This is a genomic window from Streptomyces sp. NPDC002926, assembly GCF_053591755.1.
On sequence record NZ_JBSFUK010000017.1, the window covers coordinates 99900 to 124983 of the forward strand.

Here is a 25084-nt window from a genome sequence, read left to right on the forward strand (position 1 = left end):
AACTTCCACGGATGGACTGCGGTTGAGACTGAGCGACAGTGTCAGCGCGCTCGCTGGGAACGTATCGGGGGGTTGTTCAAGGCGTTCGCCTACAAGGGCCCGCCTGGTCGCCGCTCGGCCCCATGCTGCGGCTGGGCCCGCGCTCGGCTGCTTTCACCGTGATTCCCCGCCGTTCCCCGTTCGATCTGGTGCGGTTGTGGTCCGGGGGTGAGCATCGCGCGAGTTGCCGGGGGCCATGGAGGTCGAGTGAGCTGTCAGTGCTCATGGCCAGGTCTTGGATGCGCGGTCGGCTTCCGATGTGTTCGGGCTACGAAGAGCAGATGTCTCCCTGCCTCCGGGGCTCACGTGCCGGGTGCGCGAAAGGTGACCTGCCGGCGGGCGGCCTCATCGATCTCGTCGAGGGTGAGCAGAGGGGTGGCCCGGGTGTGGAGGGCTCCGCTGGCCTTGACGGTGAGGCTGACTGCGGCCATGGAGACCGGGTCGGGGAAGTCGGCGATGAGCACGATGTCGTCCTCCCCGAAGGCGAAGTACATGGCCTCGACCTGCCCGCCGAGGCCGGTGACGACTTGGTCGACGGCGGCGCGGCGGCCGCTCGCGCCTTCCTTGAGCAGCCCCTTGGCGCCCTCGGGCGTGTAGGTGGCCTGGATGAGGAACTTTGGCATAGGGATGCTTCCTGACCATCGCGTATCCGGTGTGCAATGGCCTTCCCGCTATCACGTCGGCCGCTACCCGCGGAACGGGTGGATTCACTCGTTGGAACCCGAGTCCTTTCCGCTGATCGCTGTCCGGATGCTGCGGCAGGGCCGAGCTTCGCTGACTACTTGCGGAGCACGCCGTGACGCGTCGCGCGGGTCGCAACGCCAAGGCCACGCGGGAGTGAGGCGGGAAGGAACCCCGCACTCGCGGAGAAACCGCAGCTAGGGAGCTCGATCAAGCCAAGTTACTTCGTTTGCCCTGGGTCTTGTCGGGGATCTTGGGACCGGCATTTTGGAAGATCGCGTACGCGGATGGCTGCCGACCTGGGCGGTGTCCGACCTGGGCCGGAGGCATCCGTGACTGCCACTCCCTGTGAGTCCCCGACACTTACCGCTGGATCGGGCACGCAGCGGGCACGATGACTCTGATCACTCGTACACGACTGCGGCGCTCAGGGCCCGGGCAAAAGAACGTCCAGTTGCCGTTGGGTGGCATCTCCTGGTCGGAGTTCTTGTACCAGCCAGGAGAGTCGTTGATCCACGCGGCCAACGCCTCCAAGTAGCTCTCCAGCGTCGAATTCTCCCAATCGTCACCGTGTTCGATGAGATCGGCACGCAGGTTGCGGATGTGCGCCGCCAGGGCTTCTCTGCTGTCGGCTCCGTCCGATGTGCTGTTGTGGGCCGAGAGCTGCATCATGGCGGCACCCTAGCGCGCGGGCGGTGAGGGAGAGGCTTTGGGCGGGAGCTGCGGCTATCGCATCCCGGTATCCGACTGACGCTCGCTCAACTCCCCACAGTCCGCCGCGACTTCTTCTCTCGGCGGGTTGGCGCATGTATAGGACTGGTACGCGGAGAAGGGGCCGGACGGACTCCTATTCGTGAGGGAGAACGGCGTCCCCTCTCGGCGCACCTCCCTCGGGCGGAAGTGGCGCAAGGCCCGCGCTCTGGTCGGTATGCCCGACGGCTCCCGTGATGCCCCGCCGTGGGTGCAGTCCCCCCGGCGGTTCCCGCAGCGCTCCCGTCGGTCCACCAGCCGTCAGGTGATCTGGCCGGCCGCCCACTCGGCCCACTCGCGGCGCATGGCGTTGAACCGCAGGCCGTACTCCAGGGCGATCCGGCCGTAGACCGAAAGATTGTCGTCATCCCAGTCGACAGACTTCTCCAGTCGGCGCAGACTCTGGTACCCCTGATCGGACAGCTCGATGAGCTCGGTGAGGTAGCCGCGCGCCTGCTCGGGCGTCAGCACCCCGAGAAAGAACACCCGCAGGAGAATGTCGCTGCGGGTGTTCCGCTGAGGCTTGGTCTCGGTCAGCCAGTGCCGCAGCTCGGCCAGTCCCTCGTCGGTGAGGGCATACTCCTTGCGGCCTCGCGGCCCCTCGGCTGCCACCATGATCAGCCCTGTCTCCGCCAGCTTGGTCAACTCGGTGTAGATCTGGCTCTGGGTTGCCGGCCAGGCGGTGGCCAGCGACGTCTCGAACAGTTTCAGCAGGTCATAGCCGCTGGCGGGGCGCTCGGAGAGGAGCCCGAGCAGCGCGTGTCGAAGGCTCATGTTCCGCAGTCTACATTCCACTATTGACATGTCCATATTGGACCTTCTAGTTTTGACATGTCAGAAACGGAAACACTGAAGCGGAGACTTCATGTCCTACCTGCGCACCTTCCTCCCGTGGATCGTCTTCGCCGTGCTGCCCACGGGGACCTGGCAGTGGGCGGCGCTGGCGGCCCTGATGGTCGCGGTGGCGGTGATCGTCCAGCAGGTACGGGCGGGTGCCGGAATCGACGCGCTGATCATCGAGCTCGGCTCCGCGGTCTTCTTCGCCGTGCTGGCCGTCATCGCTTTCGCCAACCCTGACTCAGGCGTGCACGACTACTCGGCGGCGCTGTCGTCGGGCACACTGGCGGTCATCGCCGGGGTCTCGCTGGCCATCGGCAAGCCCTTCACGTCGGGCATCGCCAAGCGCACCACCCCGCGCGAGGTCTGGGGGCTCAAGCCGTTCATCCAGACCAACGTCATCATCACCGCCGTCTGGACCGCGGCCTTCGCCCTGACTGCTGTCGTGCTGGCCTTCGTGGCGCACGAAGGGAACGCCCACTCGACCCTCGCCACACTCATCCAGGTCGCCGGTTTCGTGATCCCGATGATGTTCACCGCCCGCTACATCGCTCACGTCCAGGCCAAGGCCGGTGTCCGATGATCTCCGCGCACCGGGCCCGGCCCCGCCTGGCGGGCAACTACGCCCCGGTCGGCGAAGAACTCACCGCGTACGACCTGCCGGTGACCGGGCGGGATCCCGGCCGAGCTGGCCGGCTGGTACCTCCGCAACGGGCCGAACCCGGCCGACGCCGCCGGACACTGGTTCTTCGGCGACGGCATGATCCACGGCGGCCGGATGGAGGGCGGCCGGGTGGAGCGGGGCGGAGAGCAGGAGCGAGCCGCCTTCAACCCCGTGGAGAAGGTTGCTACTCAGCCTGCGGAGCTGATTCGGCTACTTGCTGCGCCGTCCTGCGTGAGTCGACTCGTGAAGCTGCGCGACACAGCCTGGCGTACGCCGCCGCCACGTCGTGGGGCACTGACTGGGTGATCATGAATCCCTGCTCTGGGTAGATCAACAGCCGCTGTAGGGGCCCGACAAGCATGTCGATCACCAGGCGCGCGTCGTGGATGGAATCCACGTACTCCTCCAGGGTCATCGGAGTGGACGCGCTCACGATCTCGACCTCAGACCACAGCTTGCCGCGCCATGGCGCACGCACGCCGTTCCTCGTATGGCTTGCTGACCGCCCGAGAGAAGCGGATGCTCTCGCCCGTGTTGCGGGCGCGCGGCTCGCCCAGGACCACGTCGCCGGGGAACCCCCGACTCCAGCGCGCGCTCGCGGTAGTGGACTGCCTCGCCACGCGGCATGCGTTCCTGCGTCGTACGGCTCGTGGTCCCCGTGAAGACGATGAGCGGCGCCAAACCTCGCTTGTAGAGGTCCACCGTAGTGTCGGCGACATCGAGGTCGTGGCCCCCGAGGCCGATCGCGACCGAGCACGGCTGCAGCTCGTGGTGCATCTGGTGGTAGTCCCAGAGGAGCTGTGCATCCGCCCACGACTGCTCCGAGATCACCGCCCCGCCTCCTTATCCTGCGCCGAGTCGGGCACCCTGAAGTCGTACTCCCACGCGAAGCGCGAGGCCGCCTGGAGTCCGATGGCGAACTCAACCACCGTGCCGTCGACGGTGAACGTCGTGCGATACAGCTCTACGACCCATTCACCGGGCGTCAGTTGAAGAAGCTCGCTTCCTCTGCCGTGGGGGCTCGGGCGAAGAGCTGTTCCTTCATGTGGTCGATCTCGTATCCCGCGTCGTACAGAACGCGGAAGCCTCCACCGCGGCCGGCCGGACCGGGCGTCGGGTCGACGATGTGCGTCCCTCGACATGTTCGGGACGGTAGTAGCTGGTCAGGGTGTGCGTAGGCTGGTCGCCCTCCTTCACCAGGCGGGCGCGTGCATACACCTCGGCACCCGCCGGCAGGCCGTGCGCCTCAGCGACAACCGGAGGGGCTTCGACGCGGGACACCGTCTGCGTCTGCTCGCCGCGGCGATAGGCCCGACCCGACGCCACGCGGTCCGCGAAGCGTCAAAGACGACGGCAGCGATGACCGGCGGCACCGCAGGGCCAAGACGGAGCCCGAAGTGCGCTGCAGAGTACGGGAGTTGGAAGATCTTCGAGACAAGGGGCGTGCGCCCAAGGCCGGCCGCAGGCCGACCGTGGAGCAGTGGATGACGACGTACCTCACCGACATCGCGAGCCTGAAGCTCAAGCCCCGTTCCCTGGACGACTACTGGTCCACGACCCGCAACGACATCGCCCCCGGCGTCGGCAAACACCGCCTCGACAAGCTGGCCCCGGAGCACCTGGAGCGGATGTACCGCGCCATGCTGGACGAAGGCCACGCGTCCTCCCACGTCGTCAAGGTTCACCGCATCCTGTCGCGCGCCCTGAAGACTGCGCACCGCCGCCGGATCATCGGCGAGAACGTGGCCACGCTCGTAGACCCGCCGACCGTAGACGAGACCGAGGCGAACCCGTTCACGACCGAGCAGGCAAAGGCGTTCCTGCAAGCCGCCGCCAAGCGGCCCACCTTCATGCGGTGGTGTGTCGGCGTCGGGATGGGCTTCCGGCAAGGGGAAGCCCTGGGACTCCGGTGGACCTACGTCGACTTCGAAGCCGAGCTGTTCCACCCCCAGAGGCAGCTTCAACGCCTCACGTGGCGCCACGGTTGCAAAGACGCTCTTGGCTGCGGCGAATGCCTCCACCGATTCGCGCCGTGCCCGCCGGACTGCCGGACGCACAAGAACTACAAGCGGGGTTGCCCCAAGCCGTGCCCGAAGGACTGTCGGAGGCACGCCACTGCCTGCCCCGAGCGCAAGGGCGGCGGCCTGGTCTTCACGCGCCCGAAGACCAAAAAGAGCACGAACCCCGTACCGATCCCGCCGCCATTCATCCCCTACCTGTACGAACACAAGGAGCAGCAGGAAGAAATGCGAATCGCCGCCGGCGACGAGTGGCAGGAGTTCGACGCGCTCTTCACGCGGCCGGACGGCCGTCCCCTCGACCCCCGCGCCGACTGGGAGGAGTTCAGGGAACTACTTGAGGAGGCAGGTATCACCGACCGTCGCCTGTACGACGGGAGCCGCCACACCGTCGGCACGATCCTGAACGAACTCGGGGTGGACATGCCAACGATCATGGAGATCCTCCGGCACACACAGATCAGCCAGACCAAGCGGTACGTGAAGGGCCGATCCCACCTCTCCAAGGACGCGATGCGCCGCATGGGAGATCACTTCATGCCGCAGCCTGGACCCTCAATTGAGACCACAATTGAGACCACGGACAGCAAGGCGGCTCGCGCCAGTCGCCGCCGAAGGGTCCGGTAAAAGCAAAAGCCCCAGGTCACGGCGAGTGAGTCCTGAGGCTTCCACAGAGCCGCCTTCGGGATTCGAACCCGAGACCTACGCATTACGAGTGCGTTGCTCTGGCCAACTGAGCTAAGGCGGCAAGCTGCAGATATACGTGTCCTTGCGAAGACACGTTCGCATCAGCAGCGGCGCCAAGTCTACAGGGTTGATTTGGGTGCCCCGAACCAGGTCCGGGGCACCCTCGGCACCGCCGTCAGCGGCAGCGCTTGTTGTCCGGCGGGGCCGTGCCGTCCAGCAGGTACGTGTTGATCGCCGTGTCGATGCAGTCACTGCCCCGCCCGTACGCCGTGTGGCCGTCGCCGTCGTACGTGAGCAGGCGCCCGGAGGAGAGCTGCCCTGCCAGCCCCTGCGCCCACCTGTAGGGCGTGGCGGGGTCCCGGGTGGTGCCGACGACCACGATCGGAGCGGCGCCCTTCGCCTCGATGCGGTGCGGCGCGCCGGTGGCGGGGGTGGGCCAGTACGCGCAGTTCAGGGAGGCCCAGGCAAAGCCCTTGCCGAAGACCGGGGAGGCCTTCTCGAAATCGGGCAGAGCCGACTGCACCGCCTTGGGGGCGGTGAAGGCCGGCGGCAGGTCCAGGCAGTTCACGGCCGCATTGGCGTACATCAGGTTCGCGTACGAGCCGTCGCCCCCGCGCTCGTAGTAACTGTCGGCCAGCGAGAGCAGCGGCGCGCCGTCGCCGCCCATGGCGCGGGTCAGGGCCTGGCGGAGCTGCGGCCAGGCGGCCTCGTCGTACATCGCGGCGATCACCGCGGTGGTGGCCAGGGACTCGCCGAGCTCGCGGCTCTCACCCGTCGGGACGGGCTTGGCGTCGAGCTCTGCGAAGAATGCCTTGAGGCGATGGGAGGCGTCGGCGACCGACTCGGTGCCGAGCGGGCAGTCCTTCACCTTGATGCAGTCGGCCGCGAAGGACTGGAACGCGGTCTCGAAGCCCGCTGTCTGGTCGCGGTTCATCTGCCGGGACGCCAGCGACGGGTCCATCGCGCCGTCGAGGACGAGGCGGCCGACTCGGTCGGGGAAGAGCTCGGCGTATGTCGCGCCGAGGAAGGTTCCGTACGAAGCCCCGACGTACGACAGCTTCTCGTCGCCCAGCGCAGCACGCAGAATGTCCATGTCACGCGCCGCCTCGACGGTGGAGACATGAGGCAGGATCGCGCCGGAGCGCTTCTCGCAGCCTGCCGCGAAGCCCTCGAGCGACGTGGCAAGACGGGTCGTCTCGGCTGCGTCGTCCGGCGTCTGGTCGACCTGGGTGTACACGTCCATCTCCTTGCCGCTGAGGCATTCGACGGGCTCGCTGCGGGCGACGCCGCGCGGGTCGAAGGACACCATGTCGTAGCGGGCACGGACGGGCGGCGGGTAGCCGATGCCCGCGTACCCCTGGAGATAGCTGACGCCCGAGCCGCCGGGGCCGCCCGGATTGACGACCAGGGAGCCGAGGCGCTTGCCGGGGCCGGTGGCCTTCTTCCGGGCGACGGCGAGCTTGACCGAGTCGCCGTCGGGCTTGGCGTAGTCGAGCGGGGCCTTCATCGTGGCGCAGTCGAAACCGGGGACGCCGCAGGGCCGCCACTTCAGCTGCTGTGCGTAGTACGGCTTGAGAGCGGCGGCCGGGGCGGCTCCGCCGCCACCGCCGGAGGAGGCGGACTCGGAGGCGCTCGGTGACGAACTCCCACCGGTGCAGCCGGAGATGAGCAGGCCGGCGGTGGCCAGCACGAGTGCGGAGGTACGGAGCAGGCGCCTGGTGTCCATCTATGGAGCCTAATAGCAGGTTGTCCGGTGCCGCCTTTCCGCGCTCTTACGGGTGAGCCGGTCAACCGATCGGCGGCAGGCAGGTCGGCCTGGCGGAGGGTGCGGATCGCTCGGCCGTCGGGCGGTGCGGAGTGCTGGTGGTCACCAGGTATTGCTCCGCCCCGGCCGGAGAGGAGAACCGCAGGCCGGACATCGGTCGACGCGGAGGGTCGCAGGCCGGACATCAGCCGGCGAGGAGAGCCGCAGACCGGACGTCAGCCGGCGCGGAGGGTGACCGCCATCGCCTCCACCGCCAGCAGCGGCGCGACATTACGGTCCAGCGCCTGACGGCACGCGACCACCGCCTCTATCCGGCGCAGGGTGGCTTCCGGGGTCGAACCACGGGCGATCCGGTCGAGGGAATCTCGTACGTCGAGATTGGCGAGCGCGACCTCCGAGCCCATCTGGAGGGCCAGCACATCGCGGTAGAAGCCGGTCAGATCGGTGAGCGCGAGGTCGAGGCTGTCGCGCTGGCTACGGGTCTTGCGACGCTTCTGCTTGTCCTCCAACTCCTTCATCGCCCCCGCCGTGCCACGCGGCATCCGGCCGCCGGCGGACGCGCCGAGCGCCGTCTTGAGGTCTTCGGTCTCCTTGACGTCGATCTCCTCGGCCACCTGCTTGGCGTCCTCGGCCGCGGCGTCGACCAGCTCCTGGGCGGCCTTGAGACAGCCGCCGATGTCCCCGACGCGCAATGGCAGCTTGAGAACGGTGGCCCGGCGGGCGCGGGCCCGCTCGTCTGTGGCCAGCCGGCGGGCACGGCCGATGTGCCCCTGGGTGGCACGGGCGGCAAAGACGGCGGCCTCCGGCTCGATGCCGTCCCGCCGGATCAGGACGTCGGCGACGGCGGCGACCGGTGGCGTACGGAGGGTGAGGTGGCGGCACCGGGAGCGGATGGTGGGGAGTACGTCCTCGAGGGAGGGCGCGCAGAGCAGCCAAACGGTGCGGGAAGCGGGCTCCTCGACGGCCTTCAGCAGGACATTGCCCGCGCCTTCGGTCAGCCGGTCGGCGTCTTCCAGGATGATCACCTGCCAGCGGCCGCCGGCCGGGGAGAGCTGGGCGCGGCGGACGAGCTCGCGGGTCTCCTTGACGCCGATGGAGAGCAGGTCCGTACGGATCACGTCGACGTCCGCGTGCGTACCGACGAGGGTGGTGTGACAGCCGTCGCAGAATCCGCAGCCGGGCTCACCGCCGAGGGCGCGGTCGGGGCTGGTGCACTGCAGCGCGGCGGCGAAGGCCCGGGCGGCGGTGGACCGTCCGGAGCCGGGTGGGCCGGTGAACAGCCAGGCGTGCGTCATCTTGGACGCATCGGGGGCGGGGTCGCCGACGGCCTGGGCGGTGACGCGGGTGTCGGCGTCCCGGGCGGCGGCGGAGAGCTGCGCCTGGACGCGCTCCTGGCCGACCACGTCGTCCCATACGGTCATGGGCCGTCACCGCCTTTCGTGCTGGGAGTTCCATTGTGGGGCAGGGGTCTGACAGTCCGGACGGGGTGGCAGGGACGCGCCACCCGAACCAGCACCAGGACGAACCCCCTGCGCCGCAAACGGCCCCGAAGCGCCGAACCCGTCAGCGCCCGCCCCGCCGGCCGTTCTTGTCCTCGTCGTGCGGGCCGAGCAGTTCGTCCGCCAACGTCGGAAGGTCGTCCAACGGGGTCTCCTCCGCCCAGTCCGAACGGCGGCGGGGACGGCCCGAGTCCGGGTCGACCTGCGGGAGCTCGCGGGTGCGCTCGTTCGTACCCTCGCTTCCGGTCTCCTCGCGGAAGATGCCCGGCGGGACCCGGTCGGCCGGATCGCTGTCCCGTACCGGCCCGCGTGCGGAGTCCCGTACCGGCGGAAGCACGGTCGTCTCGTCCACGTCCCTCGACACCGGCGGAAGCACCGTCGTCTCGTCCGTATCCGCCGGCACCTTCGGCAGCAGTGTCGTCTCGTCCACATCCGGAACCGCGGGCACCTCCCGCGTCACCGCGTCCGGCGTGACCACCGGGGTCGGCACGGTCACATCATGAGCCGAGGCCGAAGCCGAAGCCGAAGCCGCAGAAGCGGCAGCCGCCGCCTCCGCCACCCGCCGCGCTTCCTCCGCCCGCAGCAGTGCCTCCTCCGCCTTGCGCTGCTTCTCCAGGCGACGCTCCTCCGCCTCGGCACGGAGCCGCGCCTCCTCCTCGGCCTGCTTGCGGCGCCGTTCCTGCTCCGCCGCGGCCGCCCTCTCCTCGGCGAGCCGCCGCGCCCGCTCCTCGTCCGCCCGTCGCCGCGCGTCCTCGGCCCGCAGCCGGGCCTCCTCCGCCTGCCGCTCGGCCTCGCGCTGCCGCGCTTCCTCCAGCTCGCGGAGCTTGCGCTCCTCCTCCTCGGCCCGGAGCTTGGCCAGTTGTTCCTGCCGCTCGCGCTCGACCCGCTCCTCCTCCGCCTTGCGCGCGGCTTCCGCCTCCGCGCGCCGACGGGCTTCCTCCTCGGCCGCCTTCCGCGCTTCCTCCTGCGCCTTCACCTCGGCTTCGGAAAGCGGAAGCAGCCGGTCGAGCCGGTGCCGTACGACGGTGGTGACCGACTCCGGCTCCTGGCCCGCGTCGACCACCAGATACCGGCCCGGGTCCGCCGCGGCCAGCGTCAGGAAACCGGAACGCACCCGCTGGTGGAACTCCGCCGGCTCCGACTCCAGCCGGTCCGGCGCCTCCGTGAAGCGTTCGCGCGCGGTCTCCGGCGAGACATCGAGCAGCACGGTCAGATGCGGTACGAGTCCGTCCGTCGCCCAGCGCGAGATACGGGCGATCTCGGTCGGCGACAGATCGCGCCCGGCACCCTGATAGGCGACCGAAGAGTCGATGTAGCGGTCGGAGATGACGATCGCGCCGCGCTCCAGTGCGGGCCGTACGACCGAATCGACGTGCTCGGCCCGGTCAGCGGCGTACAACAGCGCCTCCGCACGGTTCGAGAGCCCGTCCGACGACACATCCAGCAGGATCGAGCGCAGCCGCTTGCCAATCGGCGTCGCACCCGGCTCACGCGTCACCACAACCTCGTGGCCCTTCGCCCGGATCCACTCCGCGAGCGCCTCGACCTGCGTGGACTTCCCGGCCCCGTCGCCGCCCTCGATGGCGATGAAGAAACCGTTCGTCGCCGACGCCTGTGCCGGATCGGCCCCGCCGCGCAGCGCGTCGCCAAGATCGCGACGCAGCGGTACGCCCGACCTGTCGTCCGTCTTGGCGAGGACGACGGCCGCGACAGGCAGGAGCAGCGCGCCGACCAGCATCAGCGTGAACGCCGCGCCGCCGTGCGCGAAGACGAAGTCGCCACTCGCGAGCCGGTGCGGCCCGATCGCGGCGGCGAGCAGCGGGGCCGCGACCGCGCCGAGGGCGATGGCGACCCGCACGACCGCCTGGAGGTGCTCGGTGATCCGGGCCCGCCGGAAGTCCTCGGCCTCCTGGTCGATGAGCGCGTGCCCGGTGCTCGCGGCGACACCGGCGGCGAGTCCGGCGAGCAGCGCGATGAACAGCACGGTCGCCGTGTCCGGCACCAGCCCCATGGCGAGCAGTGCGACACCGGTGACCGCGAGCGCGATCGCGAGCAGCCGCCGGCGGGAGAGCGTGGGCAGTACGGCGCCGGCACTGCGGATACCGATACCGGTACCGCCCGTCAGCGCCAGAACCAGCAGCGCGAAGGCCGCGGGCCCGCCGCCCAGGTCGAAGGCGTGCAGTACGGAGACGGCGACGGCGGACGAGATCGCGCCCGCAACAGCCGCGCAGCCGAGAACGAACAGCGGGATGGCGCCCGTACGCCCCTTGTCCAGCCCATTGCCGGTGGCCGGACGGCGCAGGCCCTCCAGCGGCGAGCGCGGCCGCGGGGTCAGCGAGCCGGGCAGCTCCAGAAAGTACAGCGTCGATACGGACGCGGCGAAGAGACCAGCCGCGATGTACGAACCGAGGGCCGCCTGGTGCAGCGAGAACCACTCGATGCCCGAGCCGAGCAGATTGCCGATCAGTGTGCCGATGAGCAGCGCCGCGGCGCCGACAGGAATGGTGGCGAAGCCCGTACGCAGCCAGAGTCGGCGCAGTGCGTCGAGGTGGTCCGGCAGCGGACGGACCGCCGCCCCTTCCAGCGGCGGGGCGGGCAGCAGAGCGGGGGCGGCGCCGTCGCGGGCGACCGTCCAGAAGCGCTCGGCGACGCCGGTGACGAACACGGTGATCAGCAGGATCGCCGTCGCGTTGTCGGGGGTCCAGTCGATCCACAGGGGCGCCACGATCAGCAGCGCAAGACGCAGGACGTCCGCACCGATCATGGTCCAGCGGCGGTCGAGCGGGCCGTTCGGCGAGGTGAGCGTCGTCAGCGGGCCCAGCAGTACGGCGCCGAAGAGCAACGTGGCAAGGACACGGGTGCCGAGCACCATGGCGACGGCGAAGGCCGCCCCGCGGTAGCCCGCCCCGAACGAGCCCTCGAGAACCGCCGCCTGCAGCGTCAGCAGCAGAAGCACGAAAACGGCGACGGCATCCCCGACGCCGCCGATGGCCTGAGCGCTCCACAGCCGCCTCAGCGGCGGGAAGCGCAGCAGGGCCCGCACCGCGCGCTCACGTGAGTCCTCGGCAAGTGCTCCGGATGCGTCGGCGTCTGAGGCAGTCTCTGAGACGGTGCTCATGACCGCCTGCTGCTCGGCTGGCTGCTCGGCTCGCGTCATCCGCCCAGCCTATCCGGAGCGCACCACTCCCCGGAGGCCCGGCCGAACATACGGGCGCTTTGTGCGGAGGGCGGGAAATCTCCCCGCACAAAACTCTCCGCACAGAACGCCCGTGATGATCTCGCTACTCGTCCGTCGACGCCTTCGCCGACGCGGCCGACTTCTTCGCCGCGGCCACAGTCGTCTTCTTGGCCACGGCCGTCGTCTTCTTCGCGGCGGTCTTCTTCGCCGTTGTCTTCTTGGCCGCCGTCTTCTTGGCGGCGGTCTTCTTCGCCGGTGCCTTCTTGGCCGCGGTCTTCTTCGCCGTCTTCTTGGCGGGGCCCTTGGCCCGCTTCTCGGCGAGCAGCTCGTAACCGCGCTCGGGCGTGATGTCCTCGACGCTGTCGTCCGTGCGCAGGGTCGCGTTCGTCTCGCCGTCCGTGACGTACGGACCGAAGCGGCCGTCCTTGACGACCACAGGACGCTCGCTCACCGGGTCCGTGCCCAGCTCCTTCAGCGGCGGCTTGGCGGCTGCCCGGCCCCGCTGCTTCGGCTGCGCGTAGATCGCCAGGGCCTCTTCGAGCGTGATGTTGAAGAGCTGGTCCTCGGTCTCGAGCGAACGCGAGTCCGTGCCCTTCTTCAGATACGGGCCGTACCGGCCGTTCTGCGCGGTGATCTCGACGTCATCCGCGTCGACGCCGACCACCCGCGGCAGCGACATCAGTTTCATCGCGTCCTCGAGCGTGACCGTGTCGAGCGACATCGACTTGAAGAGCGAGGCGGTACGCGCCTTGACCGCGTTCTTGCCGGTCTTCGGCGTGCCCTCGGGCAGCACCTCCGTGACGTACGGGCCGTAACGACCGTCCCGCGCGATGATCTGGTGCCCGGTGACCGGGTCGGTGCCCAGCTCGAAGTCGCCGCTCGGCTTGGCCAGCAGCTCCTCCGCGTACTCCACGGTCAGCTCGTCCGGCGGGAGTTCCTCGGGAACGTCGGCGCGCTGGTGGCCCTCCGCGTCCTTCTCACCACGCTCGATGTACGGGCCGTAGCGGCCGACGCGCAGCACGATGCCCTCGCCGACCGGGAAGCTGGAGATCTCCCGGGCGTCGATCGCGCCGAGGTCGGTCACCAGCTCCTTCAGACCGCCGAGGTGGTCGCCGTCGCCGTTGCCGACCGCGGCGGCCGCACCGGCGGCGGCGTCGCCCCCGCCGAAGTAGAACCGCCTCAGCCACGGCACGGCCTGCGCCTCGCCCCGCGCGATGCGGTCGAGGTCGTCCTCCATCCGTGCGGTGAAGTCGTAGTCGACGAGCCGGCCGAAGTGCTTCTCCAGCAGGTTGACCACGGCGAAGGAGAGGAAGGAGGGCACGAGTGCCGTCCCCTTCTTGAAGACATAGCCGCGGTCGAGGATGGTGCCGATGATCGAGGCGTACGTCGACGGACGGCCGATCTCGCGCTCTTCCAGCTCCTTGACCAGCGAGGCCTCGGTGTAGCGGGCAGGCGGCTTGGTCGCGTGGCCGTCGACCGAGATCTCCTCGGAGGACAGCGCGTCGCCCTCGGCGACCTGCGGCAGGCGCCGCTCACGGTCGTCGAGCTCGGCGTTCGGGTCGTCGGCCCCCTCCACGTAGGCCTTCATGAAGCCGTGGAAGGTGATCGTCTTGCCGGACGCGGTGAACTCCGCGTCCCGGCCGTCGCTCGCCCGGCCGCCGATCCTGACGGTGACGCTGTTGCCGACCGCGTCCTTCATCTGGGAGGCGACGGTCCGCTTCCAGATCAGCTCGTAGAGGCGGAACTGGTCACCGCTCAGACCCGTCTCGGCCGGAGTGCGGAAACGATCACCCGAAGGGCGAATCGCCTCGTGCGCCTCCTGCGCGTTCTTGACCTTGCCGGCATAGACGCGCGGCTTCTCCGGCAGGTAGTTGGCTCCGTACAGCTGCGTGACCTGTGCCCGCGCCGCCGAGATTGCGGTGTCGGAGAGCGTGGTGGAGTCGGTACGCATATAGGTGATGAAGCCGTTCTCGTACAGCTTCTGCGCGACCTGCATGGTGGCCTTGGCCCCGAAGCCCAGCTTGCGGGAGGCCTCCTGCTGCAGCGTCGTCGTACGGAAAGGTGCGTACGGAGAGCGACGGTACGGCTTCGACTCGACCCCGCGGACGGCGAACGAGGCGTCCTGGAGCCCGGCGGCGAGCGCGCGGGCGTTCGCCTCGTCCAGGTGGAGAACCTGGCCGGACTTGAGCTGCCCGTCCGAGCCGAAGTCGCGGCCCTGCGCGACGCGCCGTCCATCGACGGTGTTCAGGCGGGCCGTGAGGGTCGAGGGGTCGGAGGCGTCCCCGGCCCTGCCGGTCGAGAAGGTGCCGGTCAGATCCCAGTACTCGGCGGAGCGGAAGGCGATTCGCTCGCGCTCACGCTCGACGACGAGGCGGGTCGCGACGGACTGGACACGGCCGGCGGACAGCCGCGGCATGACCTTCTTCCACAGGACCGGCGAGACCTCGTAGCCGTAGAGGCGGTCGAGGATTCGGCGGGTCTCCTGGGCGTCGACCATGCGCTGGTTGAGCTCGCGCGGGTTGGCCACGGCGTCACGGATCGCGTCCTTGGTGATCTCGTGGAAGACCATCCGGTGGACGGGGACCTTGGGCTTGAGGACCTCGAGGAGGTGCCAGGCGATGGCCTCGCCCTCGCGGTCCTCATCGGTTGCGAGGTAGAGCTCGTCGGATTCGGCGAGCTGCTCCTTCAGCCTTCTGACCTGCGCCTTCTTGTCGGCATTGACGACATAGATGGGCTGGAAGTCATGTTCGACGTCGACTCCGAGGCGGCGCACCTCGCCGGTGTACTTCTCGGGCACCTCGGCGGCGCCGTTCGGGAGGTCGCGGATGTGCCCGACGCTCGCCTCGACGACGTATCCAGGGCCGAGATAGCCCTTGATCGTCTTAGCCTTGGCAGGAGACTCGACGATCACGAGTCGGCGGCCGCCCTTTGCGGTCTCGCTGGTCGGGGACAACTTCGCTCTTCTCTCCGGTCGACGCTCGATGGGCACAAACGGCACTGAGACCGCGTGGTCACGGTCCTGCCGCTGCTGTCGCTGCGGAGTGTGACGGTACAACCCGCCCTCATGTCAAACGGCAAAAGCCCGCAACGGCCACTCGAACGGTAACCCGAGTCCGGCCATTCCTGCCGCCCGGACCGGCACGTCGCCGCTCCTGCCCCAGATCAGACGCGGCCGAAGCACCACACCCCAAGGGCGAGGGACGCCGCGCCGAAGACGGCCGCGAGAGCGAGAGCCGTGGCGGGGCTCACTCCGTGGGCAACAGGGGAACGGTGCGCCACACGTCCTCCTGTCCACAGCAGCAGCCCGGCCCCGAACAGCGCGAATACCGTCCCGGCGAAGATCGCTGGCCCGCTCTCCATGCCCATACCCCGCTCTTCCCTGGTGTCCGGACGTCCCCGGCGGCCCGAGGCTGACAGCTCGGGGCGTCGGGGGCACGAATTCCTGGTGAACGCCGGGCGGGTTCACCCGCCCGGTCGCGGTGACGATCGAGAGCCGGGCGGAGTGCCGGTTTCGGGGCGGGCGAGAGGCGGGCCGAGAAGGTCGAGGAGGGCGCAGCGGAGGCGGCGGCTCCTCTTCCTCTTGTTCTTCCTGCTCTCGCCGATCTTCCTGTGCTCTTCTTGCCTGCTTGCCTGTTCTTCCTGCCTGTTCTTCTTGCGGATGTTGGCCGGTTTCATCTCATGGACGGACCGGTTCCAGGAAGCCTTCCTCGACCAGCAGCCGTACGGCCTGCGGCGTGCGGTCGCGGAGCACCACCGGGTCCTCGTCGATGAGCTGGGCGATCGCGTCCAGGATCCGCCCGGCGCTCAGCGTCCCGTCGCACACCCCGGCGAAGCCCGCGCCGACCGTGTCCACCTTGGTGGCGCGCCGCATACCGCGGTTCTGACGGAGCACCACATGCTCGGGGTCCTCCGCGCCCGGCAGCCCGACCTGCTCCTGCACGACCTCCGCCGCCAGCCTGAAGTGACCTGCGAGCAGGGCCGCGTCGTCGTGCGTACGCAGATAGTCCTGCCGCGCGAAATGCGCCTGCACGCTCTCGCCGAGCGGCTGCTCGACGGGGTGCGGCCACTCCTCGGCGACGATCGACGGGCGCTCGGAACCGGACTTCCTCAGTGTGATCCAGCCAAAGCCGACAGCCTTGGTCTTACGCGCCTCGAACTCGTCCAGCCACGCGCCGTACCGCGCCGCGTACTCGGCCGGGTCGCTGCGGTGGTCGCCGCTGTCGCGCAGCCACAGCTCGGCGTACTGCGTCACGTCCTGCACCTCGCGCTGCACGATCCACGCGTCACAGCCGCGCGGCACCCAGGAACGCAGGCGCTCCTGCCACTCCTGCCCCTCCACGTGCTGCCAGTTGGCGAGGAACTGCGCGTATCCCCCGTCGTTCAGCCTGGCTCCCGCCTGCTGAACGAGCGTGCGGCACAGATCGTCCCCGCCCATCCCGCCGTCCCGGTAGGTCAACCGGGCGCCGGGCGAGATCACAAACGGCGGGTTCGACACGATCAGGTCGTATGTTTCCTGCCCGACCGGCTCGAAGAGCGAGCCTTCGCGCAGATCGGCCTCCGGCGCCCCGGAGAGAGCGAGGGTCAGCCGTGCGAAGTGCAGGGCGCGCGGGTTCAGATCGGTCGCCGTGACACGCGTCGCGTGCTGTGCGGCATGCAGCGCCTGGATACCGGAACCGGTGCCCACGTCGAGTGCGGAGGAGACCGGCGTGCGGACGGTGATCCCCGCGAGCGTGGTGGACGCCCCACCGACGCCGAGCACCACGCCCTCGCCATGGCCGCTCGCGCCGCCCGCACCGCCGACCGCGCACCCCAGGTCGGAGACGATGAACCAGTCCTGTCCCTCGGGTCCGCCGTACGGCCGCACATCCACCGTGGCCCGTACCTCCCCGCCGTCACGCAGCAGCCAGCCGTCGGCCAGGCACTCCTCGAGGGGCAGTGCGGCCCGCGCGCGCTCGTACGCGACGGGACGCTGCAGCAGGAACAGCTGTACGAGCGTGTCCAGGGCGCTGTCACCGCGGGTGGCCCGCAGGGCGGGCACGGTCTCGCTGCGGGCGAGCGCGGCATACGCGGGCGCGCCGAGCACCTCGAGCAGCCCGTCGGCGGTGAAAGCGGCGGCGAGGAGAACTTCACGCAGCCGGGGCGAGTGGTCGGGCGAAGGAAGGCCTGCGGTGAGGCTGGTCGTACTCACCCGCCCATTGTGGCCGCCACCACTGACAAACGCCGCACGGCCCGGTCCCCCGTGGCTCGGGGGAACGGGCCATGTACGCATGCCGAGCCGTACAGCGGGCTGCCAGGCCGCGGGCGGAGCAGGAGCGCCACCACCACGGGGCAGGGGCACCGCCACCGCCGGCCGGGGACCGAGGCCCGCGGACGGGGCCTAAGCGCGCGGACGGATGCGGGCAGCCGGCGGGTTACGCCTTGCTGGATGCCTTGCCCGAGGGGGTCGCTCCGGCCTTCGCGGGCGCGGAGGCGGACGGGTCGGCCGGTCCGGACGGGGCGTCGGGAGCGGACGCGGGGCTCGACTTCTTCGCCGCCTGGCAGCCGGGCTGCTTCGCCATCGCCTTGCCCAGCTCGCCGGACTGCAGCTTCTTCAGCGCGTCCTGATCCATCGTCTCGATCTTCTTCAGACCGTCGGCGACGCCCTGCAGGCCGTCCGCGAACTTCTGCTGGTCCTTCGCGTCGAGACTGTCGACCTGCTTCTTCAGGGCGAGGTACGCCTTGGCCGTGGCATTGAGTTCGTTGACCGCGTCCGTCTGAAGCTTCTCGCCGTTTTCGACGGGCGGCGTACCGGCCTCCTTCACGGCGGTGGCCAGCGCACTGTCCGCCGCGGCGATGTCCTGGAAGGCCTTCGAGTCCGCTGCCCGGATGTCGGCCGGCTTGCCGTCGGCCGCAGTCGAGATGATGGTCTGCTGGGCGTCGGCCCTCTTCTGGATCTGGGGCTGTGCCTGGTCGCAGACCTTCTTGGCCCAGGCATTCACCTTGCCGTCACCGTCGTCGTCGCTGCAGCCCGACAGTGCCAGTACCAGTACCGCACCGCCGGACAGCGCGGCCGCAAGCTTCTTGTTCACCGGATTGGTCCCTTCCAAGGCTCTCGGCCCCGGAACATACACGCCATGTGGGCGACAACCGCGTGTCGTGCGCCCCATTTATTGCCTATTGAAGCCATTTGCACCAAGGGAGACAAGGCTCACCCGAGGCACGAAAACGGGCGGACGACGCGTCAAAGTGCGCCGTCCGCCCGCCTTTTGAGCAGGTGCTACGAAACCACCGCAGGATCAGGTGACTTCGCGCTCCGCTCCGCGGAATTGCCGTCGTCACCGACAGCGATGCCTCGCCGCTTGGAGATGTACACCGCGCCGGTGATGACGAGGATGGCGAGTACCGCCACCACCGCCCGGACTCCGGCGTTGGAGTCGTCTCCGTAGCTGAACTGCACCACCGCGGGCGCGATGAGCAGTGCCACCAGGTTCATCACCTTCAGCAGCGGGTTGATGGCGGGCCCGGCGGTGTCCTTGAAAGGGTCACCGACGGTGTCGCCGATGACGGTCGCGGCATGGGCCTCGCTGCCCTTGCCGCCGTGATGGCCGTCCTCGACGAGCTTCTTGGCGTTGTCCCACGCACCACCGGAGTTGGCCAGGAAGACGGCCATCAGGGTGCCGGTGCCGATGGCGCCCGCGAGGAAGGACCCGAGGGCTCCCACACCGAGCGAGAAGCCAACCGCGATCGGGGTCAGTACGGCGAGCAGACCCGGTGTGGCCAGCTCGCGCAGCGCGTCCTTGGTGCAGATGTCGACGACGCGCCCGTACTCCGGCGTCTCGGTGTAGTCCATGATCCCGGGGTGCTCGCGGAACTGCCGCCGCACCTCGTAGACCACCGCGCCCGCCGACCGGGACACGGCGTTGATCGCCAGCCCCGAGAAGAGGAATACGACCGCGGCGCCGAGGATGAGACCCACCAGGTTGTTGGGCTGCGAGATATCCATCACCAGATTCATCGGGGCGCCGTCGCCGACCTTCTCACCGACGTCCCGTGCGGCATTCGCGATGGCTTCGCGGTACGAGCCGAAGAGCGCGGCCGCCGCCAGTACAGCCGTGGCGATGGCGATGCCCTTGGTGATGGCCTTGGTGGTGTTGCCGACGGCGTCGAGGTCGGTGAGGACCTGCGCGCCCGCGCCCGTGACGTCCCCGGACATCTCGGCGATGCCCTGAGCGTTGTCGGAGACGGGACCGAAGGTGTCCATGGCGACGATGACGCCGACGGTGGTGAGCAGGCCGGTGCCGGCCAGCGCCACCGCGAAGAGCGCGAGCATGATCGACGTACCGCCGAGCAGGAACGCCCCGTACACGCCGAGGCCGATCAACAGCGCGGTGTAGACGGCGGATTCCAGCCCGATGGAGATACCGGCCAGTACAACCGTCGCGGGTCCGGTCAGCGAGGACTTGCCGATGTCCCTGACGGGACGCCGGGTGGTCTCGGTGAAGTAACCCGTCAGCTGCTGGATCAGGGCCGCCAGCACAATGCCGATGGCCACGGCGACGACCGCCAGGATCCGCGGGTCCCCACCGTGCGTGGTGATGGCGGCCTCGCTGACGCCGTCCAACTTGGCATACGAGGACGGCAGATAGATGTAGACCGCCAGGGTCACCAGGGCGAGCGAGATCAGTGCGGAGATGAAGAATCCGCGGTTGATGGCAGTCATCCCGCTGCGGTCGGCGCGCCGCGGGGCGACCGCGAAGATGCCGATCATCGCGGTGACCACGCCGATCGCCGGGACGATCAGCGGAAAGGCGAGTCCGGCGTCGCCGAATGCCGCCTTGCCGAGGATGAGTGCCGCCACGAGCGTGACGGCGTACGACTCGAAGAGGTCGGCAGCCATACCCGCGCAGTCACCGACGTTGTCGCCCACGTTGTCGGCGATGGTGGCGGCGTTGCGCGGGTCATCCTCCGGGATGCCCTGCTCGACCTTGCCGACAAGGTCGGCGCCGACGTCGGCCGCCTTGGTGAAGATGCCGCCGCCGACACGCATGAACATGGCGATCAGCGCGGCGCCGAGGCCGAAGCCCTCGAGCACCTTGGGGGCGTCGGCCGCGTAGACGAGAACCACGCAGGAGGCACCGAGCAGGCCGAGGCCCACCGTGAACATGCCGACCACGCCTCCCGTACGGAAAGCGATCTTCATGGCCTTGTGCGAAACGGCCGTCAGATCCTTTTCCGGCTCGCCCTCCGCCGGCGTGGCTTCACGCGCGGCCGCGGCCACGCGCACATTTGCTCGTACGGCAAGACGCATGCCGATGTATCCGGTGGTTGCCGAGAAGATCGCACCCACCAGGAAGAACACCGAGCGTCCGGCGCGCTGTGACCAGTCGTCGGCCGGCAACAGCAGCAGTAGGAAGAACACCACTACGGCGAAGACGCCGAGGGTGCGCAACTGCCGTGTCAGATAGGCATTCGCGCCTTCCTGAACGGCCGCCGCGATCTTCTTCATGGAATCGGTGCCCTCGCCGGCGGCCAGCACCTGGCGCACCAGCAGCTGGGCGACGACCAGTGCCGCCAGGGCGACTGCCGCGATGACGATCACGATCAGTCGGTTGTTGTCGGTGAGTACCGCAGCTGCAAGAGAAGTGGGTTGATCGGACAGTTCTGAGTTGACGAGCCCCGCCATTCGTCCTCCTTGACGCTCAGAGCTCAAGATGTGGACGGATTGTAGGGAGCGGAACCTGATCAAAACAGAGCGCGACAAGTGTAATTGACCTTCACTTGCTACTCAGCAAATGATCGCGTTCCTAAAATGCCCCCGAAAGAAGTAATGGGGCAAAGGCATTGACGCTTGATCGATGATCTAGGGAAAAGGAAAAAGGCCCTGCTCAAGCAGGGCCTCTTCACTTCCCGACACTAAAAAACGATCAACGGACTGTCCGCACGGTCGGGACCGCGCGATCAGGGCGCTATGGTGGCCGGCGTCGTGGGCCAGCTCATCCGGATCACGCCACCGTCCTCGGTGGAGGTGACCTCCACGTCGTCGACGAGACCACTGATGACCGCAAGGCCCATCATCTCGTCCTCGCCGTCGGAGTCCAGGTCCGCGTCCCCGGCCTCACGGGCGCCCGGGGCCCCATGGGACCCACCGCCGCCCGCAGCCGGGATCTCGTCCCCGACCTCGATGGAGAAGGTCTTTTCCTCCTCGGACAACATCACCCGAACGGGGGCGGTGATGCCATGGCTACGGTGCAGCCCGACGGCACGGCTGCATGCCTCGCCGACCGCGAGCCGGACCTCATCCAGCACGGCCTCGTCGACCCCGGCCCGGCGAGCCACGGCAGCGGCCACCAGACGGGCGGTCCTGACATGCTCGGGCTGGGCGCTGAAGCGGAGTTCAACGGTGGCCATGCATTCCCCCTCAGACGTACGGGCGTGCATCTCAGAGGCCCGGGCTGGATGCCCGGTGCCCCTCTTTCTTCCGGCAGTCTGCGCCGACCGTCAGTCGGTCGCCGCGACAGCTTCGTCGACCGTGGTGTGGATGGGGAACACCTTGGTCAGACCTGTGATCCGGAAGATTTTGAGAATGCGTTCCTGGTTGCAGACCAGGCGTAGCGAGCCCTCATGCGCACGCACACGCTTCAGGCCGCCCACGAGCACGCCGAGGCCGGTGGAGTCGAGGAAGTCCACTCCCTCCATGTCGACAACCAGGTGGTAGTTGCCGTCGTTCACCAACTCGACCAACTGCTCGCGCAGCTTTGGCGCGGTATACACATCAATCTCGCCACCGACCTCGACGACCGTACGGTCGCCACCAGGGCCGGACACATTGCGAGTCGACAGGGACAGGTCCACGGATCCTCCAGCACCTTGCTATCGAGCGGCCGCCCCTCAGGTCTCCCCGGCGGAGCCGGAGGACGGTCGCCAGCCGCGATGGCATTCAATCACTTACCAGCAGCCATGCACGACGCCTTGGGACCATTGTCCGTCACTCCGGTGACACACTCGGTGCCGATGGCCAAGAATCACCGTCCCAGACGACCTCCCGAGAACGGGGAAACCCGCCCCTCCCCCGGTACGGTCCTCGACCGGCTCACCGCGGGGGCGAGCCGAGCTGCGCGCATCACTCATACGGAGCACTTGCCCCCCAGGCCCGGCCGCCATGCCGTCTGGCCCCACCGCATCCGCCCGGAAGTGATCAACGCCATCCAGCAGGCCGGCATCGAGCACCCCTGGACCCACCAGGCGGCCGCCGCTGAGCACGCCCTGGACGGCGAATCCGTCGTCATCGCCACCGGCACCGCATCGGGCAAGTCGCTGGCCTACCTCGCGCCCGTGCTCACCGCCCTGCTCGACGGCTCCGAGGCCGCCAACGGTCGCGGTACGACCGCCCTCTACCTCGCCCCCACCAAGGCCCTGGCAGCCGACCAGCGCCGCGCGGTGAAGGAGCTCAGCGCGCCGCTGGGCAACCGCATCCGCCCCGCGGTCTACGACGGCGACACGCCGGTCGAGGAACGCGAGTGGGTCCGGCAGTACGCCAATTACGTCCTCACCAACCCCGACATGCTGCACCGCGGGATACTTCCCTCACATCCTCGCTGGTCCTCCTTCCTGCGCTCGCTGCGCTACGTGGTGATCGATGAGTGCCACACCTATCGGGGCGTCTTCGGCTCGCACGTCGCCCAGGTGCTGCGCCGTCTTCGCCGTGTATGCGCCCGCTACGGTGCGAACCCCGTCTTTCTTCTCGCCTCCGCCACCGCCGCGGAACCCGCCCTGGCCGCCGGCCGACTCACGGGCCTGCCCGTCCAGGAGGTCGCCGACGACGCCTCGCCGCGTGGCGAACTCGTGTTCGCCCTCTGGGAGCCCCCGCTCACCGAGCTCCACGGCGAGAAAGGCGCTCCGGTGCGCCGCACCGCCACCGCCGAGACCGCCGACCTCCTGACCGATCTGACCGTCCAGGGCATCCGTACGGTCGCCTTCGTACGCTCCCGTCGGGGGGCCGAGCTCATCTCCGTGATCGCCAAGGAACGCCTCGCGGAGATCGACCGCTCCCTGCCGCCGCGTGTCGCCGCCTACCGCGGCGGCTACCTCCCCGAGGAGCGCCGCGCCCTGGAGCGGGCCCTGCACTCCGGCGAGCTCCTCGGCCTCGCCGCCACCACGGCCCTGGAGCTGGGGGTCGACGTCTCGGGCCTCGATGCCGTCGTCATCGCCGGCTACCCCGGGACACGGGCGTCACTGTGGCAGCAGGCGGGCCGCGCGGGCCGCTCCGGCCAGGGCGCCCTCGCCATCCTCGTCGCCCGCGACGACCCGCTGGACACCTTCCTCGTCCACCACCCCGAGGCGCTGTTCCAGCAGCCTGTGGAGTCCACGGTCCTCGACCCGGACAATCCGTACGTCCTCGCCCCCCATCTGTGCGCCGCCGCCGCCGAGCTCCCGCTCACGGAAGAAGATCTTGAGCTGTTCGGCCCGGCGACGGCCGAACTCATGCCCCAGCTGGAAGCCGCCAAGCTGCTCCGCCGCCGGGCCACCGCCTGGCACTGGACGCGCCGCGAGCGGGCCGCCGACCTCACCGACATCCGGGGCGAGGGCGGCCGACCCGTCCAGATCGTCGAGGCGGCGACCGGCCGGCTGCTGGGCACGGTCGACGAGTCGGCCGCCCACACCGCCGTCCACGACGGGGCCGTCCACCTCCACCAGGGCCGTACGTATCTGGTGAAGCGCCTGGACCTGGAGGACTCCGCCGCCCTGGTCGAGGAGGCCAGCCCGCCGTACTCCACCACCGCCCGCGACACCACCACCATCTCCGTACTCGAGACCGACACCGAGATCCCGTGGGGCGACGGACGCCTCTGCTTCGGCTCCGTCGAGGTCACCAACCAGGTCGTCTCCTTCCTCCGCCGCAAACTCATCACCGGCGAGGTACTCGGCGAGACCAAGCTCGATCTGCCGCCCCGCACCCTGCGCACCCGGGCCGTGTGGTGGACGGTCACCGAGGACCAGCTGGACGCCGCCCGGATCAACCCGGAGCAGCTCGGCGGGGCCCTGCACGCAGCCGAGCACGCCTCGATCGGGATGCTGCCGCTCTTCGCCACCTGCGACCGCTGGGACATCGGCGGGGTCTCCGTGCCGCTCCACCCGGACACGCTGCTGCCGACGGTCTTCGTGTACGACGGCCATCCGGGTGGCGCGGGCTTCGCCGAGCGGGCTTTCCACGCCGCCCGCGAGTGGCTCACTGCCACCCGTGAGGCGATCGCCTCCTGCGAGTGCGAGACGGGCTGCCCGTCCTGCATCCAGTCCCCCAAATGCGGCAACGGCAACGATCCGCTGCACAAGCGCGGCGCGGTCCGCCTCCTCACGGAACTGCTCCGGGTGGCCCCGTCGGGCCAAGAGGTCCCGGCGGTCCCGCCCGCGACCTGACCGTGGGGGCGTACGGGCCGAAGCGGGCCTGCGCCGTCACTTCGGCGATCTCGCCGCGCACCGCGCACCGGACTACCGTCGCACCCTGCGCCCGGGCCACATCGGCGGCCTTCGCACAGGCTGCGGCAGTGCCGCTCAGGGCGTGGTCCGCCGCGGCGAGTACCGCCAAGTCCGCGGCGGAGCCCGCCCTGTGGCGGGCGACCACCGCCTGGCCCATGGCCAGCACGGCCGCGAACACCGCACACAGCACGGTCGTCGCCATGGCGGCCCAGACGGTCGCCGACCCACGCTCGCGGCTCACTGGGCCACCTCCGCTGTGCCGTCCAGGCCTGCGGCTGCTCGGCCGACGGCTCCCGGGCCCTGGGCGGTGTCCTGGCCCACCGTGTCCTCGGCGAGGGCAGCCGCCTCCGCGCTCAGCGTCAGGGCAAGCCCGCCCGGCCCCGGAGCCTTCGCCTCGACCCGCACCCGCCACAGGTCCCCGGAGCGCCCCAGCGTGACCCGGGCACCACCCGGGGCCGCCGAGCGGGCGGCGGCCAGCGCGGCCGCCGGCGGCTCCGACCTGGCCGCGGCCCG

17 protein-coding genes, 1 tRNA gene and 5 pseudogenes are annotated in these 25084 nt (G+C 69.5%); 5 read left to right on the forward strand and 18 right to left on the reverse strand.

Annotated elements, in window-relative coordinates:
* Positions 1-341 precede the first annotated feature (341 nt).
* Both ACWDZ6_RS23450 and ACWDZ6_RS23455 read right to left on the reverse strand, forming a co-directional pair.
* Positions 342-662, reverse strand: coding sequence for a GYD domain-containing protein (locus ACWDZ6_RS23450; protein WP_451504383.1), 321 nt, complete (start codon positions 660-662; stop codon positions 342-344).
* Positions 663-1083: 421 nt separating this feature from the next.
* Positions 1084-1392, reverse strand: a complete 309-nt coding sequence (locus ACWDZ6_RS23455) for a DUF7660 family protein (protein WP_451504384.1) — start codon at positions 1390-1392, stop codon at positions 1084-1086.
* A gap of 142 nt (positions 1393-1534) precedes the next feature.
* On the opposite strand from ACWDZ6_RS23455, the pseudogene ACWDZ6_RS23460 reads away from it, so the two are divergent.
* Positions 1535-1666 (forward strand): annotated as a pseudogene (locus ACWDZ6_RS23460) (tyrosine-type recombinase/integrase); the annotation flags it as partial.
* Between the two features lie 65 nt (positions 1667-1731).
* Here ACWDZ6_RS23460 and ACWDZ6_RS23465 read toward each other — a convergent pair.
* Entirely contained in the window at positions 1732-2244 is a 513-nt protein-coding gene (locus ACWDZ6_RS23465; protein WP_451504385.1) for a PadR family transcriptional regulator, read from the reverse strand.
* Positions 2245-2335: 91 nt separating this feature from the next.
* On the opposite strand from ACWDZ6_RS23465, the gene ACWDZ6_RS23470 reads away from it, so the two are divergent.
* Both ACWDZ6_RS23470 and ACWDZ6_RS23475 read left to right on the forward strand, forming a co-directional pair.
* Positions 2336-2890 (forward strand): hypothetical protein, encoded by a 555-nt coding sequence (locus ACWDZ6_RS23470; protein WP_451504386.1) that lies wholly within the window; start codon positions 2336-2338, stop codon positions 2888-2890.
* Positions 2887-3100: pseudogene (locus tag ACWDZ6_RS23475) on the forward strand (carotenoid oxygenase family protein); the annotation flags it as partial. The gene ACWDZ6_RS23470 and the pseudogene ACWDZ6_RS23475, both read left to right, overlap by 4 nt.
* 59 nt (positions 3101-3159) lie before the next feature.
* Here the strand turns inward: ACWDZ6_RS23475 and ACWDZ6_RS23480 are convergent.
* Positions 3160-3802: pseudogene (locus ACWDZ6_RS23480) on the reverse strand (YdcF family protein).
* Positions 3799-4306: pseudogene (locus ACWDZ6_RS23485) on the reverse strand (UTRA domain-containing protein); the annotation flags it as partial. The pseudogenes ACWDZ6_RS23480 and ACWDZ6_RS23485, both read right to left, overlap by 4 nt.
* Before the next feature lie 5 nt (positions 4307-4311).
* Here ACWDZ6_RS23485 and ACWDZ6_RS23490 point away from each other — a divergent pair.
* Positions 4312-5616: pseudogene (locus ACWDZ6_RS23490) on the forward strand (tyrosine-type recombinase/integrase); the annotation flags it as partial.
* Positions 5617-5663: 47 nt separating this feature from the next.
* Here ACWDZ6_RS23490 and ACWDZ6_RS23495 read toward each other — a convergent pair.
* From ACWDZ6_RS23495 to ACWDZ6_RS23545, 11 genes are all read right to left on the reverse strand, one after another.
* Positions 5664-5737: transfer RNA gene (locus ACWDZ6_RS23495), tRNA-Thr, on the reverse strand.
* Positions 5738-5851: 114 nt separating this feature from the next.
* Positions 5852-7402: an alpha/beta hydrolase gene (locus ACWDZ6_RS23500; protein WP_451504387.1), complete on the reverse strand. Its 1551-nt coding sequence runs from the start codon at positions 7400-7402 to the stop codon at positions 5852-5854.
* 254 nt (positions 7403-7656) lie between these two features.
* Positions 7657-8862: a DNA polymerase III subunit delta' gene (locus ACWDZ6_RS23505; protein ID WP_451504388.1), complete on the reverse strand. Its 1206-nt coding sequence runs from the start codon at positions 8860-8862 to the stop codon at positions 7657-7659.
* A 142-nt stretch (positions 8863-9004) separates the two neighbouring features.
* The gene (gene tmk, locus ACWDZ6_RS23510; RefSeq protein ID WP_451504389.1) at positions 9005-12097 is read right to left on the reverse strand and encodes a dTMP kinase; all 3093 of its coding nucleotides are present in this window, start codon (positions 12095-12097) and stop codon (positions 9005-9007) included.
* Between the two features lie 124 nt (positions 12098-12221).
* Entirely contained in the window at positions 12222-15071 is a 2850-nt protein-coding gene (gene topA, locus ACWDZ6_RS23515) for a type I DNA topoisomerase (protein WP_451504390.1), read from the reverse strand.
* A 209-nt stretch (positions 15072-15280) separates the two neighbouring features.
* The gene (locus ACWDZ6_RS23520) at positions 15281-15478 is read right to left on the reverse strand and encodes a hypothetical protein (protein WP_351461313.1); all 198 of its coding nucleotides are present in this window, start codon (positions 15476-15478) and stop codon (positions 15281-15283) included.
* Between the two features lie 316 nt (positions 15479-15794).
* Positions 15795-17306: a DUF7059 domain-containing protein gene (locus ACWDZ6_RS23525; protein ID WP_451504391.1), complete on the reverse strand. Its 1512-nt coding sequence runs from the start codon at positions 17304-17306 to the stop codon at positions 15795-15797.
* A 223-nt stretch (positions 17307-17529) separates the two neighbouring features.
* On the reverse strand, positions 17530-18186 hold the full coding sequence (locus ACWDZ6_RS23530) for a small secreted protein (protein WP_451504392.1): 657 nt from the start codon (positions 18184-18186) through the stop codon (positions 17530-17532).
* A gap of 188 nt (positions 18187-18374) precedes the next feature.
* The gene (locus ACWDZ6_RS23535) at positions 18375-20780 is read right to left on the reverse strand and encodes a sodium-translocating pyrophosphatase (RefSeq protein ID WP_389179337.1); all 2406 of its coding nucleotides are present in this window, start codon (positions 20778-20780) and stop codon (positions 18375-18377) included.
* Positions 20781-21055: 275 nt separating this feature from the next.
* Positions 21056-21505, reverse strand: coding sequence for an ATP-binding protein (locus ACWDZ6_RS23540; RefSeq protein ID WP_366731344.1), 450 nt, complete (start codon positions 21503-21505; stop codon positions 21056-21058).
* Between the two features lie 90 nt (positions 21506-21595).
* Positions 21596-21949, reverse strand: coding sequence for an STAS domain-containing protein (locus tag ACWDZ6_RS23545; RefSeq protein WP_266533145.1), 354 nt, complete (start codon positions 21947-21949; stop codon positions 21596-21598).
* 78 nt (positions 21950-22027) lie between these two features.
* Here ACWDZ6_RS23545 and ACWDZ6_RS23550 point away from each other — a divergent pair, with 78 nt between their 5' ends.
* Positions 22028-24511: a DEAD/DEAH box helicase gene (locus ACWDZ6_RS23550; protein WP_451504393.1), complete on the forward strand. Its 2484-nt coding sequence runs from the start codon at positions 22028-22030 to the stop codon at positions 24509-24511.
* Here the strand turns inward: ACWDZ6_RS23550 and ACWDZ6_RS23555 are convergent.
* Together ACWDZ6_RS23555 and ACWDZ6_RS23560 are read right to left on the reverse strand one after the other, a co-directional pair.
* Complete coding sequence (locus ACWDZ6_RS23555; RefSeq protein WP_451504394.1) at positions 24447-24812, reverse strand: Rv3654c family TadE-like protein; 366 nt, start codon at positions 24810-24812, stop codon at positions 24447-24449. The genes ACWDZ6_RS23550 and ACWDZ6_RS23555 overlap by 65 nt on opposite strands.
* A partial coding sequence (locus ACWDZ6_RS23560; RefSeq protein WP_451504395.1) for a TadE family type IV pilus minor pilin occupies positions 24809-25084 on the reverse strand: 276 nt, incomplete at its 5' end. The genes ACWDZ6_RS23560 and ACWDZ6_RS23555, both read right to left, overlap by 4 nt.

What these genes read in the sequence shown, in the direction of transcription:
- tmk (WP_451504389.1), bottom strand. Translation starts at nt 12,097, where the DNA reads ATGACGCGAGCCGAGCAGCCAGCCGAGCAGCAGGCGGTCATGAGCACC.
- ACWDZ6_RS23465 (WP_451504385.1), bottom strand. Translation starts at nt 2,244, where the DNA reads ATGAGCCTTCGACACGCGCTGCTCGGGCTCCTCTCCGAGCGCCCCGCC.
- ACWDZ6_RS23470 (WP_451504386.1), top strand. Translation starts at nt 2,336, where the DNA reads ATGTCCTACCTGCGCACCTTCCTCCCGTGGATCGTCTTCGCCGTGCTG.
- ACWDZ6_RS23540 (WP_366731344.1), bottom strand. Translation starts at nt 21,505, where the DNA reads ATGGCCACCGTTGAACTCCGCTTCAGCGCCCAGCCCGAGCATGTCAGG.
- ACWDZ6_RS23550 (WP_451504393.1), top strand. Translation starts at nt 22,028, where the DNA reads ATGGCATTCAATCACTTACCAGCAGCCATGCACGACGCCTTGGGACCA.
- ACWDZ6_RS23535 (WP_389179337.1), bottom strand. Translation starts at nt 20,780, where the DNA reads ATGGCGGGGCTCGTCAACTCAGAACTGTCCGATCAACCCACTTCTCTT.
- ACWDZ6_RS23520 (WP_351461313.1), bottom strand. Translation starts at nt 15,478, where the DNA reads ATGGAGAGCGGGCCAGCGATCTTCGCCGGGACGGTATTCGCGCTGTTC.
- ACWDZ6_RS23450 (WP_451504383.1), bottom strand. Translation starts at nt 662, where the DNA reads ATGCCAAAGTTCCTCATCCAGGCCACCTACACGCCCGAGGGCGCCAAG.
- ACWDZ6_RS23455 (WP_451504384.1), bottom strand. Translation starts at nt 1,392, where the DNA reads ATGATGCAGCTCTCGGCCCACAACAGCACATCGGACGGAGCCGACAGC.
- ACWDZ6_RS23505 (WP_451504388.1), bottom strand. Translation starts at nt 8,862, where the DNA reads ATGACCGTATGGGACGACGTGGTCGGCCAGGAGCGCGTCCAGGCGCAG.
- ACWDZ6_RS23500 (WP_451504387.1), bottom strand. Translation starts at nt 7,402, where the DNA reads ATGGACACCAGGCGCCTGCTCCGTACCTCCGCACTCGTGCTGGCCACC.